The following is an 18136-nucleotide window of genomic DNA, read 5'->3' on the forward strand; positions in this document are numbered from 1 at the left end:
CGCCCCCGAACCCGTCGCGCCGGCTCCCGTTCCCGTGGCCGCTTCCGCCCCTACCGCCAAGGCTAACGGTCGCCTCGTCGCCTCCCCTAGAGCCAAAAAACTGGCCAAAGAATTAAAAGTCGATTTAACCACTCTCGTCGGTAGCGGACCCCACGGCAGAATTACCGCCGAGGACGTGGAAAGAGCCACCGGGAAAGTTACCGCGCCCCCCGCGCCGGTCGTAACGCCGGCCGCCACTCCCGCGCCGGCGAAACCCGCGGCCCCGGCCCCCGCGCCCGCGAGCGTCCCCGTCGGTCAAACCGTCCCCCTGACCACCCTACAGAAAGCGGTGGTACAGAATATGATGGTCAGCCTACAGGTTCCCACTTTCCACGTCGGCTACACCATCACCACCGACGGCCTCGATAAGCTCTACCAACAACTGAAATCGAAAGGCGTGACGATGACGGCGCTGTTAGCCAAAGCGATCGCCAACACCCTCGCCAAACACCCGATCGTTAACGCCAGTTACACCGACGCGGGCATTCAATATCACGGTTCGATTAATGTGGCCGTGGCCGTCGCCATGCCCGACGGGGGATTAATCACGCCGGTTCTGCGAAATGCCGACAAAACCGATATTTATTCCCTGTCGCGGAACTGGAAAGATCTGGTCGATCGATCCCGCGCCAAGCAACTGCAACCGGAAGAATACAATAGCGGCACCTTCACCGTCTCCAATCTCGGGATGTTCGGGGTCGATCGATTCGATGCCATCTTACCCCCCGGCCAGGGCGCGATCCTCGCCGTCGGAGCCTCCCGTCCCCAGGTCGCCGTCACTCCCGAAGGTTTATTCGGCATCCAACGTCAGATGAGCGTGAATATCACCTGCGATCACCGCGTTATCTACGGTGCCGACGCGGCCGCCTTCCTACAGGATCTCGCCAAATTGATCGAAACTGACGTTCAATCCCTAACGCTGTAATCGAGGGGAAGGCGGGAGTCAGGAGTCAGGAGGCAGGAGTCAGGAGTCAGGAGGCAGGAGATTAGTAATATTTATAATCTCCCCCATCTCCCCACCTCCCTCACCTTCCCCATCTCCCTATCTCCCTAGTCCCCCATCTCCTTACCTCCCCGCTCCCCAATTCTTCATGACGATTCCTTACAAAGAGGAAACGATTCGCTAAAATGGGTGTAATCGGGTTCCAAGCCCGAGGCCGTCAGGGTCACAACTGCCTCGATCGAGCGACACCGGGGAAAGCTTATCGAAAAATGTTACTCGGGAAACTTTAAAATCTAAGCGATTGTCGGTAGCTTAAAACTCGCTCTCGAAGTATATAGAATCCTAAACGTATTTCTAGCCGGAGCCTCCAGCTTCCACCATAGGACAAAATGATCACAGAACACAGTCGATTACGTTCCGAGTTTTTAAACACGCAGGTTATCACGCGAAATACCGGTAAGAAACTGGGCGTTGTCAAGGAGATCCTTGTCGATATCGACCAGCGCGAGGTTGTCGCTTTAGGATTGCGGGACAATATTCTGTCTCTCTCGGGAATGCCCCAATATATGTACCTGTCGAGCGTTAGCCAAACGGGAGACGTGATCCTCGTGGAAGATGATAACGTCATCGAGTCCGTGGATATCGACGCGTATACCCCGGTAATCGGCGCGGAAGTGATCACGGAAACCGGGGAACCGCTCGGCAAGGTTCGCGACTATCAATTCGACGCGCTCAGTGGCAAACTGGCCTCGATTATTATCGCCTCGATCGGTCTACCGCAGATTCCCGAACAACTGATCAGTACCTACGAACTGTCGATCGAGGAAGTGGTTAGCAGTGGCCCCAACCGTCTGATCGTTTTTGAAGGGGCCGAGGAAAGACTCACTCAGATGAGTGTCGGTGTTCTCGAACGCTTGGGCATCGGTCGTCCCCCGTGGGAAAGAGAGGAAGAAGAAGCTTACTATCCTCCCACCGCGCGCCCGGAAAATCAATTGGGAACCGGTATCCCCATCCGTACCCCCGTCGAGGCCGCGAAACCGGTCGAGGAACGCTGGAGCGAGGACGAGTGGGAAAGGGAACCCATTCGCGCCACCCCTTCCCCGCAACGTCGCGCGGAAGCCCTCCGCTACGAGGACGACTACGAGGAAGAGGATAACTGGGGAGAGTCCCGCGCCGAACGTACCGAAAGCCCCCGACGCGAGCGCGATTACGATTACGAGGAAAGCGCCCGCGAGGATGTCTGGGATGATGACGTGGAACCGGATTACAATCCCCCGCGGATTAATATCACCGAGAAGAAACGGATTCCCGAATACGAGGAAGGATAATTTTAGAAAATCCCTTGTAGTAACCTTACAAGGGATTTTTATTTTGTTTTCTTGCTGATGGCGACCCCTGCCCCGAAACCACCAAGAGCCGAAATAGCGGCAATAATTAACCCGAGTTCGGGATAAGCCGGAACCCTGATTCTGACGTGGGCTGAAACCCTGATTCTCTCGTCGGAGTCCTGACGAAATCCCCTTAACCCGAACTGACGTTACTTTAGTCTTTAGAAACCGCCATGTCGCGAAACGTTTTTCTTTCCCCCGTCTTTCTAGCCCTCGTCGCTTTTACCTTCCCCGCGCCCGCGGACGGAACGGAAACGACCCTCGCCCTCTGCCGAACACCGAGTCACGAGATCCGGATCTACCGTTCCGAAGGACAAACCGACCTTCGCGCCCTGAATCGTCGTGACGGGATCGTGTGGATGAACCAAACCCCGGTGAAAACCGAATCTACCCCCGATCGAACACGGTACACGAACCTACGGGGAGAGAAAACGGTGATCCTGGTCGTGAATCGGAAAGGAGGTGATTGCACGGTACAGATCGGCAAAGATCGCCCCGAATCGGGCGAACTTTTGAAAAATGATGCGGGGGAAACCCTCGATCGCTCGCGGGAACTGTATCCGGAACCAACGGCGAAAATAGAGGAAAACTGCCCACCTCCCGCCACCCTAGACGTTCAATCCTTTGAAAGCGATCGACAACCTCCCCGCGCGGGTTTTTTATGTTGGTCGGCCCCCGATCAGGAGGGAAGTCGATGGGGCCATTGGCTAGGCAATTTACCCTTAACCCGGAACGACCCGACTTTTATTAGACCTTTTACCTGCGCCCCCGGCGATTCCCTCTGCGCGACGCGTTTGGAACTTCTACGGGTTCGTTACCCGGATCGATTACAGAAAGCGGAATTTCAATGCTCGACGCTCAACGGAGACCTCTCTTTCTCGGCGACGGCCACAGAGATCAATATTCGTTGCGAGTTTTTCGATACCACTTTTCTCGATACAGATAACGATGGAAATCCCGATAATGAAGACCCAGTCGGCGTGGATATATCCGTGGGTTCGCTACCGGTAACGGAAGAAAAATGATCGATCAATCTTCAGACAAAATTCATTGATTAGTCGAAATAGGCAAGAGGGTTAAGCTGTTCGTAATCTAATTCGCGTTAACAGCATTACCCGATACGATAGTAGCGAAAATTTCCTTAAGCTCTCGTTCCCTTGTCGCGGCTGATTCTTGTTCGAGGTCTTTATTTTCTTCCTCGAACTCAATTTCGTCAAATTCGACGGTCGATCGATTGTCTAAAGCTTCTACGAGACATTTCCAAGAATTATAATCCAGTCTTTACAAGGCTTTGAGGTTTTTTAGAAAAGCAGACTCAAAAGCTAAAAACAGTTTATTTCCTTCGTAATCCAATTTCAACAAAAAACTACGCGATATCTAAAAGCAATTTTATTTCTCTATAATCTTTATAAATTAAGGGTGATAGGCTTTAGATTCTATTATGGAGATGTCTACGGGGAACCTAGCGATTACAACCCTATAAATAGTTGACTTTGAAGAAATCCCGCCCCTCTTCAGGACGGGATTCAGCTTACTTTAATTCTACTCCCACTCTATGGTTCCTGGCGGTTTCGAGGTGATATCGTAGACCACGCGGTTAACTCCCTTGACCTCGTTCACGATGCGGTTAGAAATCGTTTCTAAGAGGTCGTAGGGAACCCGCGACCAGTCCGCGGTCATGCCGTCCTCGCTACTCACTAAACGTAGTACGATCGGGTAGGCGTAGGTTCGTTGATCGCCCATTACCCCGACACTCCGGACGGGTAAAAGAACGGCGAACGCTTGCCAGAAATCATGATACATTCCCTGTTTACTGATCTCGTCGCGCACTACCCAATCGGCATCGCGGAGGATATTTAATTTATCCGCGGTGACTTCGCCGAGAATCCGGATGGCGAGACCGGGGCCGGGGAAGGGATGACGACGGACGATTTCCTCGGGAAGACCGATCGATCGACCCAATTTCCGCACCTCGTCTTTAAACAATTTCCGCAGGGGTTCGACTAATTTAAACCGTAAATTCTTCGGCAGTCCCCCGACGTTGTGATGGCTTTTAATTTTCACCGCCACCCGTTCCCCGGTTTTCGGATCGACGTTGCTATCCGCGGACTCGATCACGTCGGGATAAAGGGTTCCCTGCGCGAGATAATCGAAGGGGCCGAGTCGGTTCGATTCTTCCTCGAACACCTGGATAAATTCGTGGCCGATGCGACGGCGTTTTTCTTCCGGATCGGTAATTCCCTCGATCTGTTTTAAAAATCTCTCTCGGGCGTTGACGTACTCGACCCCGATATGGAATTGATCCTTGAAGATCTGCATCAATCGTTCGGGTTCGCCTTTTCGCATGAAACCCTGATCGATAAACATACAGGTGAGTCGATCTCCGATCGCCCGGTGGAGTAAAAAGGCGAGGGTAGAAGAATCTACACCCCCGGATAACGCCAGTAATACCCGTTTATCGCCCACTCTCGCCCGAATCTCGCGGATAGATTCCTCTACGAACGCCTCGGTCGTCCAGGTGGGTTCGCACCGGCAGATATGATAGACAAAATTGCGGATCAGCGCGATACCGCCGACGGAATGGACGACTTCCGGGTGAAACTGTACCCCGAAGAGTTTTTTCTCGTGGTGGGCGATCGCCGCGTGGGAGGTATTATCGGTGTGGGCGAGGATTTCAAAGCCCTCGGGCAGTTCGATACAGGAATCGGCGTGACTCATCCACGCGGTCGATCCGTCCTCGACGTTGGTAAGTAAATCGGTGGGATCGGTGATGCGTAAAGCCGCTTTCCCGTACTCGGCGCGTTTGGCGCGTTCTACCTTGCCGCCTAACTGCTGTACCATCAACTGCATCCCGTAGCAAACGCCTAACACGGGGATACCTAGTTTCCAGATGCCGGGATCGCAGTGGGGCGCGCCCTCGTCGTAGACGGAGTTGGGGCCGCCGGAGAGGATGATCCCTTTCGGGTTGAGGCTTTCTAGCTGTTCGGCGCTGGTGCGGTAGGAGAGAACTTCGGAGTAAACGTTCGTCTCGCGAATGCGGCGGGCGATTAACTCGGAATACTGGGAACCGAAGTCCAAAATCAGGATCATTTGGCGGTTGAGGTTTTCGGTAACGGACTCTGGCGGCAAAGTCTCGGAAGGGGTTGGGATTTGGGTCTGTGTGGTCACGGGTAAAAGACGATCGAAGGAAAATAGATTTCGACGGTCAAAGCTGAATCGGTTACGATTTGTAAATTAACTTTGTCCGTTACACGCTCGATACGCTAGAATTTAATAGGCTTACTAGCGTTTTTCTGTAGAATTAAATATTCCTATTATCATAACACGGTTATCGGGAAGTCTCTTGTAATTTTCGCGAAATTTTAATGCCGTTTTCGCTTCCGAATAGATTGGTTCGGGATCGATCGAAGAGAATCGAACCGACGGTAATCTCGCGTCCCGCGTGTTGGAAAATGTATTCTTGACAACGGCGATCGATGGTTTCGGCGATCGACTCCAGCACCCTTTCCCCGCGATTATCGCCCGTTTCTCGATCGAGGCTCTGTAAATATTGCCAACTTTTTTCGACGGTTTCCCCCGCGAGAATCGTTTGCAGGTGTTCCGTCGCGAGTCCCACCTTAGCGGCGTGAGCGGTGAGAATTTCCATCCGTCCGTCGGCGAGGTGATGGTGGGTGTGAAAGATGCCGCCGGCGAGTTTGAGTAGTTTACCGTGATAGCCGAAGAGAAGCAATTCGGAAACGCCCTGTAATGCCGCCTCTACCAGTAACGGGCCGATCCAATTGGCGGTTTTCACGGTTCTATCTCCCGGAATACCGATTTTTCGGGCGAGATCTAATCCGTTCTCACCGATGCAGAAAACCACGCTCTCGAAGCGGCCGGATATTCGCGCGAGTTCCTCGCGAAAGATTTCTAGTTGTCCCGGCGCGCTGAGGGGTTGTGAGATTCCGCTCGATCCCAGGAGCGATAAGCCCTCCACGACTCCAAACGCGGCGTTAGAGGTTCTTTCGGCGAGTTTCCGTCCTTCGGGGAGGATAATCGTCACGGTAACGCTCTCGTTCGGTTGGAGGAGCGATCGCAGGTTCTCCCGGAGCAGTCGATCTGCGTAGGCGTAAATCGCGGGTTTTCCGTCGTGATTAACCTGTATGCCGATTCCCTCGCCGCCTTTGATTACTATCTCCCCGTTTCCCGCTTTCGTTTCGACTAACGCCCAGATCGGTGTATTTCGGGTGAGATCGAGATTATCGCCGGGATCGCTACGGGTGATGGCGAGGGCGGAATCGGCGGAAATTCGGGCGAGTTGTTCAATTTCGATGTCTACCTGTCTCCTGGGTTCTAAAAGGTCTAGGGAGACGGTTTCTCTCACCGTTTCGCCGTGAAGGTAGCGGAGAGCGGCGATCGCGCTGGCACAGGCAAAAACGGGGAGGACGTATCCTTCACGGGGTTGGGAAAGAGTCATGGATCGATCGAATTGGGGGGATCTTTACTTTAGTCGATCGATTCCTTCCGGGAGTGGCAAAGCGATCGATCTTGAGGTTAAGGATTACCGATAAAACCGAATAGTTTGGCCGCGCCTCCTAAAATCGCCACCACCAACGCGATCAAGATCCCCCGATTCGTGAACTCCTGATACTTTACCCGATCGTTTAATCCTTCGATCTTGGTCGATAATCTTTCGTCTAACGTTTTAATCTCTCCCGATAGCCTTCCATCTAAAGCTTTAATCTCTCCCGATAGCCTTTCATCTAACGCTCTGATCTCTCCCGATAGCTTCTCGTCTAACGCTCTCATCTCTCCTTTGAGTTCGGTCTGCCCGATTTTTAAGTCGGTAACGTCTTTCTGTAGGGTATCGATTTTTCCCTCGATCCGCATCAGAATGGCTTCTAGGGAATAGGTAACGGTTTCTCCGGACATTTTCGCTATACTCCTGGTATGGTTTGAATTTTCTGGCTCTACCGATGTCCGTCGGCCGGGGGACTCTTTTTATTATGGAGCGGTCTAATATCGAGAGTTTTTTCTAGCTTTCCACCGTCGAATATAAAGTATCTCGCTGTCGCGCGGGTCGATCGATCGATCCGATAGCCGATCGCAATTCTTCCACCGTTAAACAGGTTCCCCCGCGCGCGCCGGCCATGGTCGTGATATGTTCTTCCATGAGGGTTCCCCCGATGTCGTTACAGCCCCATTTCAACGCTTCCGTCGCGCCGTCTAAACCCAATTTCACCCAACTCGGTTGATGGTTGGGAATCGAATTTCCCAGATAAATCCGGGCTACCGCGGTTAAGCGCAAAGTATCGGCTAAAACCGGCTGATCTCGTCCCACGCGATGACGGAGGGGTTTCGGCGCTTCCTGGCCGACGAAAGGTAGGAGGATAAATTCGGTGATCCGCGCGGGATAATCGTTTTCTAGGGCGATCGATTGCAATTGCCGAATTCGTTCTAAATGTTGGATCTGTTGCCACGGGGTCTCGATGTGACCGCATAACATCGTACTGGTGGTGGGCAATCCCAGACGGTGGGCGGTACTAACGATCTCCAACCAGGTCGCGGTATCGATTTTCTCCGGACAGATTACCCGTCGCACCTCATCGACTAACACCTCCGCGGCCGTCCCCGGTAATGAACCGACCCCGGCTTGCTGTAATTCGGCGATCGTTTTCTCGTAACTTAACCCGTCCTCGCGCGCGATAAATTGCACTTCCTGGGGCGAGAACGCGTGTAGATGAAGATTCGGAAACGCTTGTTTAATGTTCCGGACGATTTCTAAGTAATAATACAGGGAAGTCCCGTTTACCTTCGCGGCCGGGTTCAATCCTCCCTGCATACAGATTTCCGTCGCGCCCCGGTTCACCGCGTCGGCGACTTTTTCGAGAATTTTCGAGATATCTAGCCAGAATGCGCCTTCCTCGTTTCCGTCCCGTCGGAAAGCGCAAAAGCTACAATGTTGCTCGCAAATGTTAGTAAAATTAACATTGCGATTGACCACGTAGGTAACGGGTTCTCCCGCCTGTCGTTGACGGAGGGTGTCGGCGGTTTGCCGGAGATTTTCGAGTTCGATCGCCTCGTTTTCCTGTAATAACGGTAAAGCCTCCGCGGGGGAGAGATCCGCCCCGTCTATCGCTTTGGCTAAAATTGTCTCGATCGAGGGAACAGCGCTGGGGTAAGTCACGGCCGGATCGCGATAAGGTCTTTTCCTACTATAGCCGTCCGCTATTCGTAAAATAGCGATAACCGAAGATCTAAAACCTACCTCCTTCCTTCCGCCTCCTGCCTCCTGCCTCCTACCCCCTCACGATCCCTCGCGAACATTATCGGGGACACCGACAAAGGAGAGATTGGCCAGTTTCTTTAAATTCTGCGATCGGATTAACTCCGCGAACGTGAGACTCGATCGATTCTCGATCCGCGCCACCGCCTCGATCGCGCCGAGTAAATGTCTCGCGGCCTCGGTTTCCGTGTAGCCCCGTCTCGCGGCCACTTTAATCGCCGTCTCGTCCGCTTCTAATTCCCGTTGAATGGCACGTTTATCCCGCCAGAGACGTTGGACGGCTAGAGCGGTCAAGCCTCCCGCGACAACGATCCCCACCGCGTCCACCTGAACGAGTTCTACCGTAAAACCGATCGCCCCGGCCGCGATAATCGTCTGATAGAGATCCGGCTTGAACCATCTCACGCCCGTTAAAACACTGACGGCGCGCAGGAGGGTTACATCGCGTTGGGGCCGGGATAACTCGCGCCAGAGATCGAAATTGATCGAGATCGGCCGGGTGCCTCTGGTCCAGGGGAGGGGAAAATCAACCTCGATAACTTTCGCGCTCTGGGGCTTACTGACGATCCGGGTCATCATTCGCCCGGAAGCGGGCATTAGTTCCAGTAAATGGCTAATTTCGGTATCTTGGTTCATCGATCGAGCGGCGATAGACTTCGATCATTGAGTATAGTGGCTTTGCGAGCCAATGTCTTTCCTCAAACACTTCTCTAGCAGTTGAATTCGGTAATAATAGAGAAAACGCCGGGGTTTCCAAACAGCGGGACAAAGGGGATCGAAAAGAGGTTGATTGAGATACTGCCAGATAGGATGGCAAACGGGCTTGATTTTTCCGAACATAATCGTGAATTCTCCGTCCTATGGGTGGTCAAAGTAAATAATTCGGAATAGGATGATCGAGGCCGAGAATTCATCGGAGCGCTAGGGCGGTAGGCGATCGATATGCCATCGTCCCCGGTCTGTAGCGTTCGGTAGTCTCCTAACCTCTAGACACGGTGCCTCGTACACGAATCTTTCTACTCTTAATCTGGCAGATTTCGTTCGATCGATCTTTCCGTAAAATCACGGAAGATTGTCCCGACCGTTTTCCCCGATCCGTGATCGCGCGGAAGCGCGGGGCGAATTCGTACTCGCGATCGACGGGCGGGGTAATCTGAAAACTACCGCCCGGATTCGGGAACCGATCGACATCTATCCGGTCGGTCGATCGGGGAAACGGAGATACAGCCGATTAATCGTATAAAGGGTGTTTCTCGTTGAATTTTCGGATACTTTCGAGGATTCGCGCCTGTCGATCCTCCATTCTTTCCAAATAGCGATAAAAATCGGCTTGAGTCTCGTAACAATCCGATCGGGTGCCGGCGATTCGAGCGAGATCATCGTATCGTCTTTTTCTTTCCCGTTTCCGTTCCTCTCGATCGCTGGCGACGGCTGAGGCTAAGGCTTGTATCGCGCGCGCTCTCGATTCGACGATTCTCTCGATCCGATCGAATCTATCCTCCGATATTGACCGATCTCCTATTCGATGGACAGCCTTTTTCATCGAGATCGGGTATAGGTTTCCCAATTGTAGGCGAGAGAGTAATTTACCGCGGATTTTTGAGAAATGTTATTTTACCGATAGACCGGTAGGGTGAAATGAAAACTACTGCCCTGATTCGGGACACTATCGACCCAGATCTGACCGTAATGGGCGCGGATAATCTTTCTACACACCGATAGGCCGATCCCGTAACCTTCTTTCGCCTCGTCGCGGGTGAGACGGACGTGACCCTCGAAAATATGCTCCTGTTTCTCCTCCGGGATACCCGGCCCGGTATCGCTCACGCTCACCTGAACTTTCTGCGTGGTGCGGTGGAGGATGGAGACGGTAATTTTTCCGCCTTCCGGGGTGTATTTAATGGCGTTCTCGACGAGGTTAACGACTACCTGACGGATTAATTCCTCGTCCGCGTACACGGGGGGTAAATCCTGCGGTAAATCGGTGATCAGGGTTTGATTTTTCTCCCGGACGGGTTCGTTAAACTGTTCGAGTAGTTCCTCGCAGAGATCCTGGATCGAGAATTTTCCCTGCTGGAGATGGAATTGCGCCGCCATGCTCTTGGACGCTTGCAGGATATCGGTGATCAGGCGGTTCATCATGCGGAACTGTTTGCGCGCCTGTTGGTGCAGTTGTTCGCGCAGTTGGATGGCGCGTTCGCTTTCCGGTTGACTGTAGGCGAGTTCTAGGGTTTCTACGGCGATCGAGGCGGCGGTTAGCGGACTGCGGAGGTCATGGGCGAGCATGGCCAGAATTTGGTCTTTAAACCGCAATTGTTCGAGAAGTTCTTCTTTTTCCTGCTTCAAACGGAAGATTTCATCGGTCACGCGTAGTAATTCGGCCGATCGATCGACATCGTGGGGTCGTCGCGGTTCCCCGTTGGACGCTGGTTTCGTCTCTTCTTTAATCGCTTTCTGCCAGCGTCCCCACCATTTTTTTAACTGATCGACCAGATTACTTCCCGCCAGGGTGTGGCGCGGTCCGGGGGAGATTTTCACGAGCGCGGGGGTGGCCACGAGACGGAAATGCTCCACTAGATGCGGTTGTTGCCGGATCTCGACGACCTGTAAATCGATCGGGTACTCGCACTTTAACGATTGTAAATAGACCTGGATCTGCCGGATAATTTCTTGGGAACCCGGACGCTCATCGACGAACAGCAGGAGTTGGATCGAGAGAGGCCGCGCGGTCTCTCGGGCTGTAGCGGTGATCGGTTCGTTGGGTTGGAGCATCGGGGAGCGGGGTGAACCAGTAGATGAATAAGAATGATAGTCGATCGGCGGACGGTTTCCCTTACCTTATTATTTTAGAAGCTTAAGATAGTATAAAATCGTTTCCTCCTCAATGAAATCCCCGGAACCCGATCGCGATCCGAGCGAACGGTTGTCACTCGATGACAAGCCGAGATATGACCGCCCGCGGGATAACGATCGGGAAACGGATAACTCCGTGTTTACCCTGAAGCCGAACGACGGTAAGCGGCTGGAAGTTTAAGAGGTTAGGATGTAACGGTTAGCGGGAAAGGTACAGGGAAATGGTGTAGCCGTCGAGAATTCTGTCGGAATCAATCGAAAAAAAGAAACGAGATTCGATCGATCCCTCGGTTGTAGTAAAGTTTGAGAGGTTGTTTTTTCCTTTTCGCCGGTATTCTCTCGTTTTCTCGATAATTTTAATAGCTGGATGACTATGGTTTATTCGTGGGTTCACTCGTTTACCGTGTATCGATCGCTCGAATGTCGCCCCGATAGCTATCGGGACTGGTATCACCAGGGCAATATTTTACGAGAGAGAGGGGACTTGGACGGGGCGTTATCGAGCTACGAAAAAGCTCTAGAATACTATCCCGACGATTATTGGGCGTGGTACAAACGGGGGATGACACTGGAAGATCTAGGACGTTTCGAGGAGGCGGCCCGGAGTTACGCCAACGCGGCCGGCACCCGTCCGGATAACTATTGGGCGTGGTACGAGCGCGGCTGTATTTATCTGGAAGAGTTGCAAGAGTACGAGAGAGCGATCGCCTGTTTCGAGCGGGCCCTAACCGTTAATCCCCGCGATTATTGGGCGGCTTACCGTCTGGGAGAGGCTTACCGTCTTCTCGGCAACCCCGAGAAAGCGATCGGGGCTTACGATCGGGCCCTGATGGCGCGCCCGCGGGATTACTGGGCGTGGTATCGTCGGGGGGACGCGTTCCGCGCCCGCGGCAACCGCGAGGAATCGTTATTTAACTACCGCAACGCGCTGGACGCGAAACCGCGGGATTATTGGGCATGGTATCAACAAGGGGTAATTTTACAGGAATTGCAACGTTTCCCGGAAGCGATCGCCTGTTACGGCAAGGCGTTAGAAACGGAACCCGACGATCGCCACGCGTGGTACAATCTCGCGGGCTGTCACGCGACGCTGGGCAACTCGCGGGAGGCGCTGGACGCGTTGGAACGGGCGATCGATCTCGCGTCGGACATTTATCGGGAGTCAGCCCGTAATAACCCTGTTTTCGACGGTTTACGACAAGAAGAGCGGTTTATCGCGCTGTTGGACGGGGATTCTCGATCGGAAGCGGCCTAGAAGTCTTCCCGGAATCGGGTGTCGAGGAATTTTCTCGCCTGTTTCTCCCCGTCCCGGATCAGTTCGTCGATGTGTTCGGGAGAGCGATCGAGCTTACTTTCGTAGTTCAGCCCGTTTCGGATCTCCTCGGACATTTCGATGAGGGGAATATGGTAGGGTTTATCCGCGTCATCCTGAAACGCTTTGGGGATTTTGATCGGTTCCTTGATGGCGTACTGTTCGAGAAATTCCGCTTTAAACGCGCCGCGCAGGAAAAGATCGTTCAATCTCTCGACTTTTTTTAGGTCTTGGAACAGGGAGATATTGCCCTCTAGTTCGTTGCGTCGATCGAGAATATCGTCGGGTTGTTTCGGGATCGTGGCGCGTTCGGTGGGATTGATCTTGATCACCCAGATCTCGTCCGGCAGATTTTCCGCGCCGACAAAGAAGGGATCGATCAGTTCGTCGATTGGCGGATTATCGGAAAAAATCCCGTCCCAATACGCGTTTTCCCCGATTTCCACCGCGGGGAAAAGGTTGGGAATCGCGCAGGAGGCGAGAATTTTTTCGACCTCGATCGATTCAATACGGGAATTAAATTTCCACAGTTTCCCGGAGAGAATATTACACGCGCCGAGCAGAAGTACCGGGCGCTTCGGGCGCGCCCCCCAAGCTTTCATTTGGGCGAAATCGAGATGCTTTTCTAATAATGCCCGCAGATCGGTAAATTCATCGCGGAATCCCTTCGTAGCCATCTCCATCCATTGTTGAACGAAAGGGGAATAGGGACTCAGGGAAAATTGCGGTAGGAGTCCTTTCCCGGTGAGTTCGACGGATCGGATCACGAAGTTGTTAAAAAACTTTTCGCCGGGCGATCGGGCGGTGTTATCGTGCCAGAATTCTATCAATCGACGGGTGACGGGATTCTCGCCTTTCTGTAGCGCGTACCAAGTCAACGCCGCGCAGATCGCGCCCCCCGAAGTCCCGCTTAAACTGACGATATCGACTCGATCTTGAATATTTTCGTCGAAAAGGGCTTTTAGCGCGCCCGCGGTGAAGGCGGTTTGACTTCCCCCTCCCTGACAGGCGATCGCGACTTTGGGTTTAGCGGACATCGTTTTTTCCTCGCGGAATGGGTAGAGGCTAGTAGAGATATTATCCTGGAATTCGATCGATCTCTTATTGATAGGCTGAATCGTGATCGGGATGTAGAGAGAGTATTCGGAGATAGTCCCCTTCCCTAACGGCGATCGCCCGGCATTTTCGCGTAATTCTAAAACTGTAGAGATTTTCTCCTTTTTGGCCTTGTTTAGAATTAATTTTCTCCCATTTTAATCCCCGATCTCGGTATAATTCCTCCCACGTTATTCGAGAAATTTTTTGAAAGGTTTTTAACGCGGACAAGGCTTCATCCTTGGATAAATCGAATAAATCTCGCTGAAAGATCGGGTTATTGAGATCGAGTAAAATCTTACTCATGATTTTCGAGTTGAATCTTTAGGGATTCTAGATCGGATAATTGCGGGGGATGTTCGGCATTCCACGCGAGGGCTTTATCTAGTTTTTCTCGAAAGGGGGATTGATGTATCCAGTCCTCGCTTTCGGGAGAGCGATCGAGTAAATGTTGATAAAACTCGTCCCACAGTTGACCCCATTGTTGTAGATCGATAACCACCGCGGTTTTTTCTCCGGTGTCATCGATAATATACTGAATACCTTTCATGTTTGAACTGGTTGTGAGAGGAATGTTCGGCAATTTTAATTATAACATAAAAACGGAATTTCGGTGTTACTTTCTAGCGTGTTACCTTAATCATTTATAGAAATTCGCTACGCCTTCTAGGATAGGGCGATGTTTTTTGATCGGTGTAAGAGTTGAGAAAATATGGTAAAATGCGTGGATATTTAAGCTTCGATATACTCGCAATAGGTGGTAGGTTCTGGAATCGGTAGCCCCTCCTCTCGTAAACCATCGACATGGAATTGAATCGCTTCTTTCATATTTACCTCGATTTCCTCTAGAGTTTTTCCCGTGGTGACACAACTGGGTAAGTCGGGAACGTAAGCGGAATAGTTATTTTCAGCTGGTTCGATGATCATGGCGTAACGCATAATTTCTATGCCTCATTGATTCGATTTAATTTGTCCTTGAAAATCTTTTCTACCTCTTCATAAGACATCGTTTGAGGGGCGGGATATTTAAAACCGTCTTTTTTTCGACTTAACAGCACTTCTAAAGCTTGACTAAACGCCGCTTCCTCGTCGCGATGCGCGGAAAGATACTGGTGGAGTTCCGAGTTAGTCATTTCTGAGAGGAATTTTTTCATAGTTCAAAGTCCCGGTTTTTCTATCGTTTTGAATCGATTCGATCTCAGAAGCTTCGACAGTGATTACCGTAAAACCTTTCCCCTGATTATCTAAAACTTCCAAAACATAGCCATCCTCTTGGCCTTCCGGCCTGGGACAATAATCGACGATAATCGCGCGACTACCGCGAGATAGATGATATTCGGGGAAATCTTCGGTTAATTGTACCTCGAAAAACAGGGTAAAACGCATGAATTTCTAAGCTTCAATATACTCGCAATAGGTGATCGGTTCTGGAATCGGTAGCCCCTCCTCTCGTAAACCATCGAGATGGAATTGAATCGCTTCTTTCATATTTACCTCTATTTCCTCTAGAGTTTTTCCCGTAGTGACACAACCGGGTAAGTCAGGAACGTAAGCGGAATAGTTATTTTCGGCTTTTTCGATTATAATGGCGTAACGCATTAGTTATTATCTCCCAGATTTATATCGAATTGAGCTTGTTTGAAAATACTTCGTAAAGTCTTAATCGCTAAATCATCGGACGGCTTGCCCGGAACGGTGACTAAACCTGATTTCAGAGAATGCTTGAATTGTCGGTGGCTTCCCCTTGTTCTCGCTAAATACCATCCATCTTGTTCCAGTAGTTTGATCACATCTCTGACTTTCATGTTATCTGTAATTCTTAAAAATCGACTGTAACCCTTATAGGTTACATTTCACAAGTCTCGACGCGAGAGAATAAAATAATAGCCCAGTTCCGCCCCCAACTCCTCCCCAATTCCATAAATCAAAAATTCGGCATGGTAGATGTCCTTTAGGAGCTTTTATATCAAAAATAGCACTGTTATACAGGATATTTTTATTATGCTTGCGCCATCCTATCATCAATCCAAAATCATTCCATACTTTATCATTATAGTATTCTCCGTTATCAAACCGATCAAATATTTGCTTTTGAGTAGAAAAGCCAAATCTATCTTGGCTATAGTTTAACCATAGTTGGTCAATTATTCGCAAATCTTCACAAGGAAAAATATCCATATCTTCTCTCCTTAAACAACCATGTCTTTTAGCAATTTTCAACATAGTTTCAAAAGTTTTTATGTCCGCATCCTTCCATTTCTGCCGATTGAGTAAATCTTCCAATTTCCGATAATCCTCTCCCCTCGCACTTTGGAGAATTGGAGACGGGGAAGGAACGGGAGTCGCGGGAGTAGGAGACGGGGGAACGGGAGTCGCGGGAGGTTGAATAACCGTCGGTGTGACTCGCACTTGTAAATTCATCGCTTGCAGGACTTCCGACGCGGATTGATAGCGTCTTTTCGTCACTAACGGGATTATTGACTAAATACTGTCGCCATATCCATTCGTGTTCCCCCACATCGAACAAATCGAAGGGCGAAATTCCCGTCAGTAAATAAAGACAACTCACCCCCAAACTATACAAATCGCTCGCGTTAACCGCTTTCCCGTTACTCTGTTCCGACGCGACGTATTCCGCGGAGCCGATTACCGTCCCCGTCACCGATCGATTGAGAGGAGTCACCAACTTCGCCGCGCCGAAATTGACGAGAACCAGACTATTATCGGCTTTCCTTCGGATAATATTTTCGGGTTTAATATCGCGATGGATAACCTGTTTCCCGTGGATGAATTCCAGAATCGGTAATATCTCCGCCAATAACTGCCGGATTTTCGCCTCGGTAAAGGTTCCCCCTTCTTTTAATTCTCGCTCTAGATTCTGTCCCTCGATATATTCCTGTACTAGATACTGTCTCCCGTCCTTGCCGGTAAAATAGGCGTAGAGTTCGGGGATTCGCGGGTGTCTACCCAAACTATCCAGGCGAATCGCTTCCTCTTTAAATAATTCCGCCGTTTTCTGTAAAGTTCCTGTCCCCTGCGCGGACGGGAAAAATTGTTTGATGACGCAATAGGGTTTCGAGGGTTTATCCTCGTCTACCGCTTGAAAGGTTTTGCCGAATCCTCCCTGCCCGATTAATTTAATGGCGCGATAGCGTTCGCGAAGAACGAGTTTAGAACGGCATTTCTGACAGAATTTATCCGCGGGCGCGTTTTTGTGGGAGCAATCGGGATTGAGACAGAGACTCATGGGAGATTTTCGGAAAACACCTATTCATTGTTATTCTAAAGAATAGAGTCGAGTAAAATCAAGTAGGTTTCGTAAAAATTCACAACCATTATGATAAAAGCGAATGTATGACAATATCTGTAAATTTCTCGCCGAAACCTATAGCCGAGATTTCGCCGCTTGGTTACTGGGAGAACCCGTTACCCTCACCGTACTCAGTCCGTCGGAACTCTCCCTAGAACCCATTCGCGCCGATGCCTTGATTCTTTTGGAATCGGAAGACGTGGTATTACATCTCGAATTCCAAACGGAACCCGATGAAAATATGCCGTTTCGGATGTTGGATTACCGGACAAGGGTTTACCGTCATTTCCCGAATAAAACCATGCGTCAGGTAGTGATTTACCTCAAGGAAACCGGTTCCGAATTTGTCTATCAAACCTCGTTTAATCTTCCGAATACCCGTCACGAATTCGAGGTGATCCGTCTCTGGGAAATCCCCGCGCGGGAATTGCTCGAATTCCCCGGATTACTCCCCCTCGCCACTCTCGGAAAAACGGCGAATCGGGCGGGAATCCTGCGGGAAGTCGCGGAACGAGTGGAGAGGATAGAGAGACGGCGGGAGAAAAGCAACGTTGCCGCCGCCACGAGTATTCTCGCCGGTCTAGTATTGAGAAAAGATCTGATCCGACATCTATTTCGGGAGGAAATCATGCAAGAATCCGTGATCTATCAGGATATTCTCGCTAAAGGGGAAGCCAGAGGGGAAGCGCGAGGGGAAGCTAGAGGGGAAGCTAGAGGGAGACAACAAGGAGAGGCGACCGTGATTGTACGCCAGCTTGCCCGCCGTTTCGGGGGATTATCGCCCGATGTGGCCGATCGAATTCGATCGCTTCCCGTGGAGAGTTTGGAACAGTTAGGGGAGGATTTACTCGATTTTAACTCTGAGGAGGATCTGGTCGTTTGGTTGTCTCGCGAGGGAAACTAGCCCCGCATCGCCCGAATGTCCCGATCG

21 protein-coding genes and 1 pseudogene are annotated in these 18136 nt (G+C 51.1%); 6 read left to right on the forward strand and 16 right to left on the reverse strand.

All coding sequences use genetic code 11. The annotated features are described in order from the left end of the window. From V0288_RS13345 to V0288_RS13355, 3 genes are all read left to right on the forward strand, one after another. Positions 1–964, forward strand: a 964-nt coding sequence (locus V0288_RS13345) for a dihydrolipoamide acetyltransferase family protein (RefSeq protein ID WP_332865604.1), incomplete at its 5' end; no start/stop codon positions are given. A 407-nt stretch (positions 965–1371) separates the two neighbouring features. After that, positions 1372–2310: a PRC-barrel domain-containing protein gene (locus V0288_RS13350; protein WP_332865605.1), complete on the forward strand. Its 939-nt coding sequence runs from the start codon at positions 1372–1374 to the stop codon at positions 2308–2310. Positions 2311–2543: 233 nt separating this feature from the next. After that, a complete protein-coding gene (locus tag V0288_RS13355; RefSeq protein WP_332865606.1) occupies positions 2544–3395 on the forward strand; it encodes a hypothetical protein in 852 nt (283 codons plus the stop codon). Positions 3396–3912: 517 nt separating this feature from the next. Here the strand turns inward: V0288_RS13355 and guaA are convergent. From guaA to V0288_RS13390, 7 genes are all read right to left on the reverse strand, one after another. Next, entirely contained in the window at positions 3913–5538 is a 1626-nt protein-coding gene (guaA, locus tag V0288_RS13360) for a glutamine-hydrolyzing GMP synthase (RefSeq protein ID WP_422661971.1), read from the reverse strand. Positions 5539–5698: 160 nt separating this feature from the next. After that, positions 5699–6826: a cobalt-precorrin-5B (C(1))-methyltransferase CbiD gene (gene cbiD, locus V0288_RS13365; protein ID WP_332865608.1), complete on the reverse strand. Its 1128-nt coding sequence runs from the start codon at positions 6824–6826 to the stop codon at positions 5699–5701. A 77-nt stretch (positions 6827–6903) separates the two neighbouring features. Next, on the reverse strand, positions 6904–7281 hold the full coding sequence (locus V0288_RS13370) for a hypothetical protein (protein ID WP_332865609.1): 378 nt from the start codon (positions 7279–7281) through the stop codon (positions 6904–6906). 103 nt (positions 7282–7384) lie between these two features. After that, complete coding sequence (gene cofH, locus V0288_RS13375; protein ID WP_332865610.1) at positions 7385–8536, reverse strand: 7,8-didemethyl-8-hydroxy-5-deazariboflavin synthase subunit CofH; 1152 nt, start codon at positions 8534–8536, stop codon at positions 7385–7387. A gap of 120 nt (positions 8537–8656) precedes the next feature. Further along, complete coding sequence (locus V0288_RS13380; RefSeq protein ID WP_332865611.1) at positions 8657–9271, reverse strand: DUF3318 domain-containing protein; 615 nt, start codon at positions 9269–9271, stop codon at positions 8657–8659. Positions 9272–9295: 24 nt separating this feature from the next. Beyond that, positions 9296–9475, reverse strand: a complete 180-nt coding sequence (locus V0288_RS13385; protein ID WP_332865612.1) for a hypothetical protein — start codon at positions 9473–9475, stop codon at positions 9296–9298. A 774-nt stretch (positions 9476–10249) separates the two neighbouring features. Next, complete coding sequence (locus V0288_RS13390) at positions 10250–11407, reverse strand: histidine kinase (protein ID WP_332865613.1); 1158 nt, start codon at positions 11405–11407, stop codon at positions 10250–10252. Positions 11408–11519: 112 nt separating this feature from the next. Between V0288_RS13390 and V0288_RS13395 the strand changes: the two genes are divergently transcribed. Continuing rightward, positions 11520–11669: a hypothetical protein gene (locus V0288_RS13395; RefSeq protein WP_332865614.1), complete on the forward strand. Its 150-nt coding sequence runs from the start codon at positions 11520–11522 to the stop codon at positions 11667–11669. A gap of 186 nt (positions 11670–11855) precedes the next feature. Beyond that, positions 11856–12743 (forward strand): tetratricopeptide repeat protein, encoded by an 888-nt coding sequence (locus tag V0288_RS13400; RefSeq protein WP_332865615.1) that lies wholly within the window; start codon positions 11856–11858, stop codon positions 12741–12743. Here the strand turns inward: V0288_RS13400 and V0288_RS13405 are convergent. The 9 genes and pseudogenes from V0288_RS13405 to V0288_RS13445 form a co-directional block, all read right to left on the reverse strand. Then, complete coding sequence (locus V0288_RS13405; RefSeq protein WP_332865616.1) at positions 12740–13837, reverse strand: patatin-like phospholipase family protein; 1098 nt, start codon at positions 13835–13837, stop codon at positions 12740–12742. The two genes, V0288_RS13400 and V0288_RS13405, sit on opposite strands and share 4 nt — an antisense overlap. A 64-nt stretch (positions 13838–13901) precedes the next feature. Beyond that, the gene (locus V0288_RS13410) at positions 13902–14201 is read right to left on the reverse strand and encodes a hypothetical protein (protein WP_332865617.1); all 300 of its coding nucleotides are present in this window, start codon (positions 14199–14201) and stop codon (positions 13902–13904) included. Continuing rightward, positions 14194–14445, reverse strand: a complete 252-nt coding sequence (locus V0288_RS13415; protein WP_332865618.1) for a hypothetical protein — start codon at positions 14443–14445, stop codon at positions 14194–14196. The genes V0288_RS13410 and V0288_RS13415 overlap by 8 nt, the downstream gene beginning before the upstream one ends. A gap of 182 nt (positions 14446–14627) precedes the next feature. Beyond that, positions 14628–14834: a type II toxin-antitoxin system HicB family antitoxin gene (locus V0288_RS13420; RefSeq protein WP_422661972.1), complete on the reverse strand. Its 207-nt coding sequence runs from the start codon at positions 14832–14834 to the stop codon at positions 14628–14630. 5 nt (positions 14835–14839) lie between these two features. Then, the gene (locus V0288_RS13425) at positions 14840–15028 is read right to left on the reverse strand and encodes a DUF6887 family protein (RefSeq protein ID WP_332865620.1); all 189 of its coding nucleotides are present in this window, start codon (positions 15026–15028) and stop codon (positions 14840–14842) included. Next, positions 15021–15281: a DUF4926 domain-containing protein gene (locus V0288_RS25130; protein ID WP_422661973.1), complete on the reverse strand. Its 261-nt coding sequence runs from the start codon at positions 15279–15281 to the stop codon at positions 15021–15023. Before V0288_RS25130 ends, V0288_RS13425 begins: the two co-directional genes overlap by 8 nt. A gap of 6 nt (positions 15282–15287) precedes the next feature. Beyond that, a complete protein-coding gene (locus tag V0288_RS13430) occupies positions 15288–15494 on the reverse strand; it encodes a type II toxin-antitoxin system HicB family antitoxin (RefSeq protein WP_332865621.1) in 207 nt (68 codons plus the stop codon). Then, a complete protein-coding gene (locus V0288_RS13435; RefSeq protein WP_332865622.1) occupies positions 15494–15700 on the reverse strand; it encodes a type II toxin-antitoxin system HicA family toxin in 207 nt (68 codons plus the stop codon). Before V0288_RS13435 ends, V0288_RS13430 begins: the two co-directional genes overlap by 1 nt. Positions 15701–15734: 34 nt before the next feature. Then, positions 15735–17142: pseudogene (locus V0288_RS13445) on the reverse strand (protein kinase domain-containing protein). Between the two features lie 103 nt (positions 17143–17245). Here V0288_RS13445 and V0288_RS13450 point away from each other — a divergent pair. After that, positions 17246–18109 carry an Rpn family recombination-promoting nuclease/putative transposase gene (locus V0288_RS13450; RefSeq protein ID WP_332865625.1) on the forward strand — a complete coding sequence of 288 codons (864 nt, stop codon included), beginning with the start codon at positions 17246–17248 and terminating at the stop codon, positions 18107–18109. The last annotated feature ends 27 nt before the right edge of the window (positions 18110–18136 follow it).

Source organism: Pannus brasiliensis CCIBt3594 (assembly GCF_036688125.1).
Lineage (GTDB): Bacteria > Cyanobacteriota > Cyanobacteriia > Cyanobacteriales > Microcystaceae > Pannus > Pannus brasiliensis.

Excerpts from the sequence above, each read along its gene's own strand:
- V0288_RS13350 (WP_332865605.1), top strand. The coding sequence starts at position 1,372 with ATGATCACAGAACACAGTCGATTACGTTCCGAGTTTTTAAACACGCAG.
- V0288_RS13355 (WP_332865606.1), top strand. The coding sequence starts at position 2,544 with ATGTCGCGAAACGTTTTTCTTTCCCCCGTCTTTCTAGCCCTCGTCGCT.
- cbiD (WP_332865608.1), bottom strand. The coding sequence starts at position 6,826 with ATGACTCTTTCCCAACCCCGTGAAGGATACGTCCTCCCCGTTTTTGCC.
- V0288_RS13370 (WP_332865609.1), bottom strand. The coding sequence starts at position 7,281 with ATGTCCGGAGAAACCGTTACCTATTCCCTAGAAGCCATTCTGATGCGG.
- V0288_RS13380 (WP_332865611.1), bottom strand. The coding sequence starts at position 9,271 with ATGAACCAAGATACCGAAATTAGCCATTTACTGGAACTAATGCCCGCT.
- V0288_RS13385 (WP_332865612.1), bottom strand. The coding sequence starts at position 9,475 with ATGTTCGGAAAAATCAAGCCCGTTTGCCATCCTATCTGGCAGTATCTC.
- V0288_RS13390 (WP_332865613.1), bottom strand. The coding sequence starts at position 11,407 with ATGCTCCAACCCAACGAACCGATCACCGCTACAGCCCGAGAGACCGCG.
- V0288_RS13395 (WP_332865614.1), top strand. The coding sequence starts at position 11,520 with ATGAAATCCCCGGAACCCGATCGCGATCCGAGCGAACGGTTGTCACTC.
- V0288_RS13400 (WP_332865615.1), top strand. The coding sequence starts at position 11,856 with ATGACTATGGTTTATTCGTGGGTTCACTCGTTTACCGTGTATCGATCG.
- V0288_RS13405 (WP_332865616.1), bottom strand. The coding sequence starts at position 13,837 with ATGTCCGCTAAACCCAAAGTCGCGATCGCCTGTCAGGGAGGGGGAAGT.
- V0288_RS13410 (WP_332865617.1), bottom strand. The coding sequence starts at position 14,201 with ATGAGTAAGATTTTACTCGATCTCAATAACCCGATCTTTCAGCGAGAT.
- V0288_RS13415 (WP_332865618.1), bottom strand. The coding sequence starts at position 14,445 with ATGAAAGGTATTCAGTATATTATCGATGACACCGGAGAAAAAACCGCG.
- V0288_RS13420 (WP_422661972.1), bottom strand. The coding sequence starts at position 14,834 with ATGCGTTACGCCATGATCATCGAACCAGCTGAAAATAACTATTCCGCT.
- V0288_RS13425 (WP_332865620.1), bottom strand. The coding sequence starts at position 15,028 with ATGACTAACTCGGAACTCCACCAGTATCTTTCCGCGCATCGCGACGAG.
- V0288_RS25130 (WP_422661973.1), bottom strand. The coding sequence starts at position 15,281 with ATGCGTTTTACCCTGTTTTTCGAGGTACAATTAACCGAAGATTTCCCC.
- V0288_RS13430 (WP_332865621.1), bottom strand. The coding sequence starts at position 15,494 with ATGCGTTACGCCATTATAATCGAAAAAGCCGAAAATAACTATTCCGCT.
- V0288_RS13435 (WP_332865622.1), bottom strand. The coding sequence starts at position 15,700 with ATGAAAGTCAGAGATGTGATCAAACTACTGGAACAAGATGGATGGTAT.
- V0288_RS13450 (WP_332865625.1), top strand. The coding sequence starts at position 17,246 with ATGTATGACAATATCTGTAAATTTCTCGCCGAAACCTATAGCCGAGAT.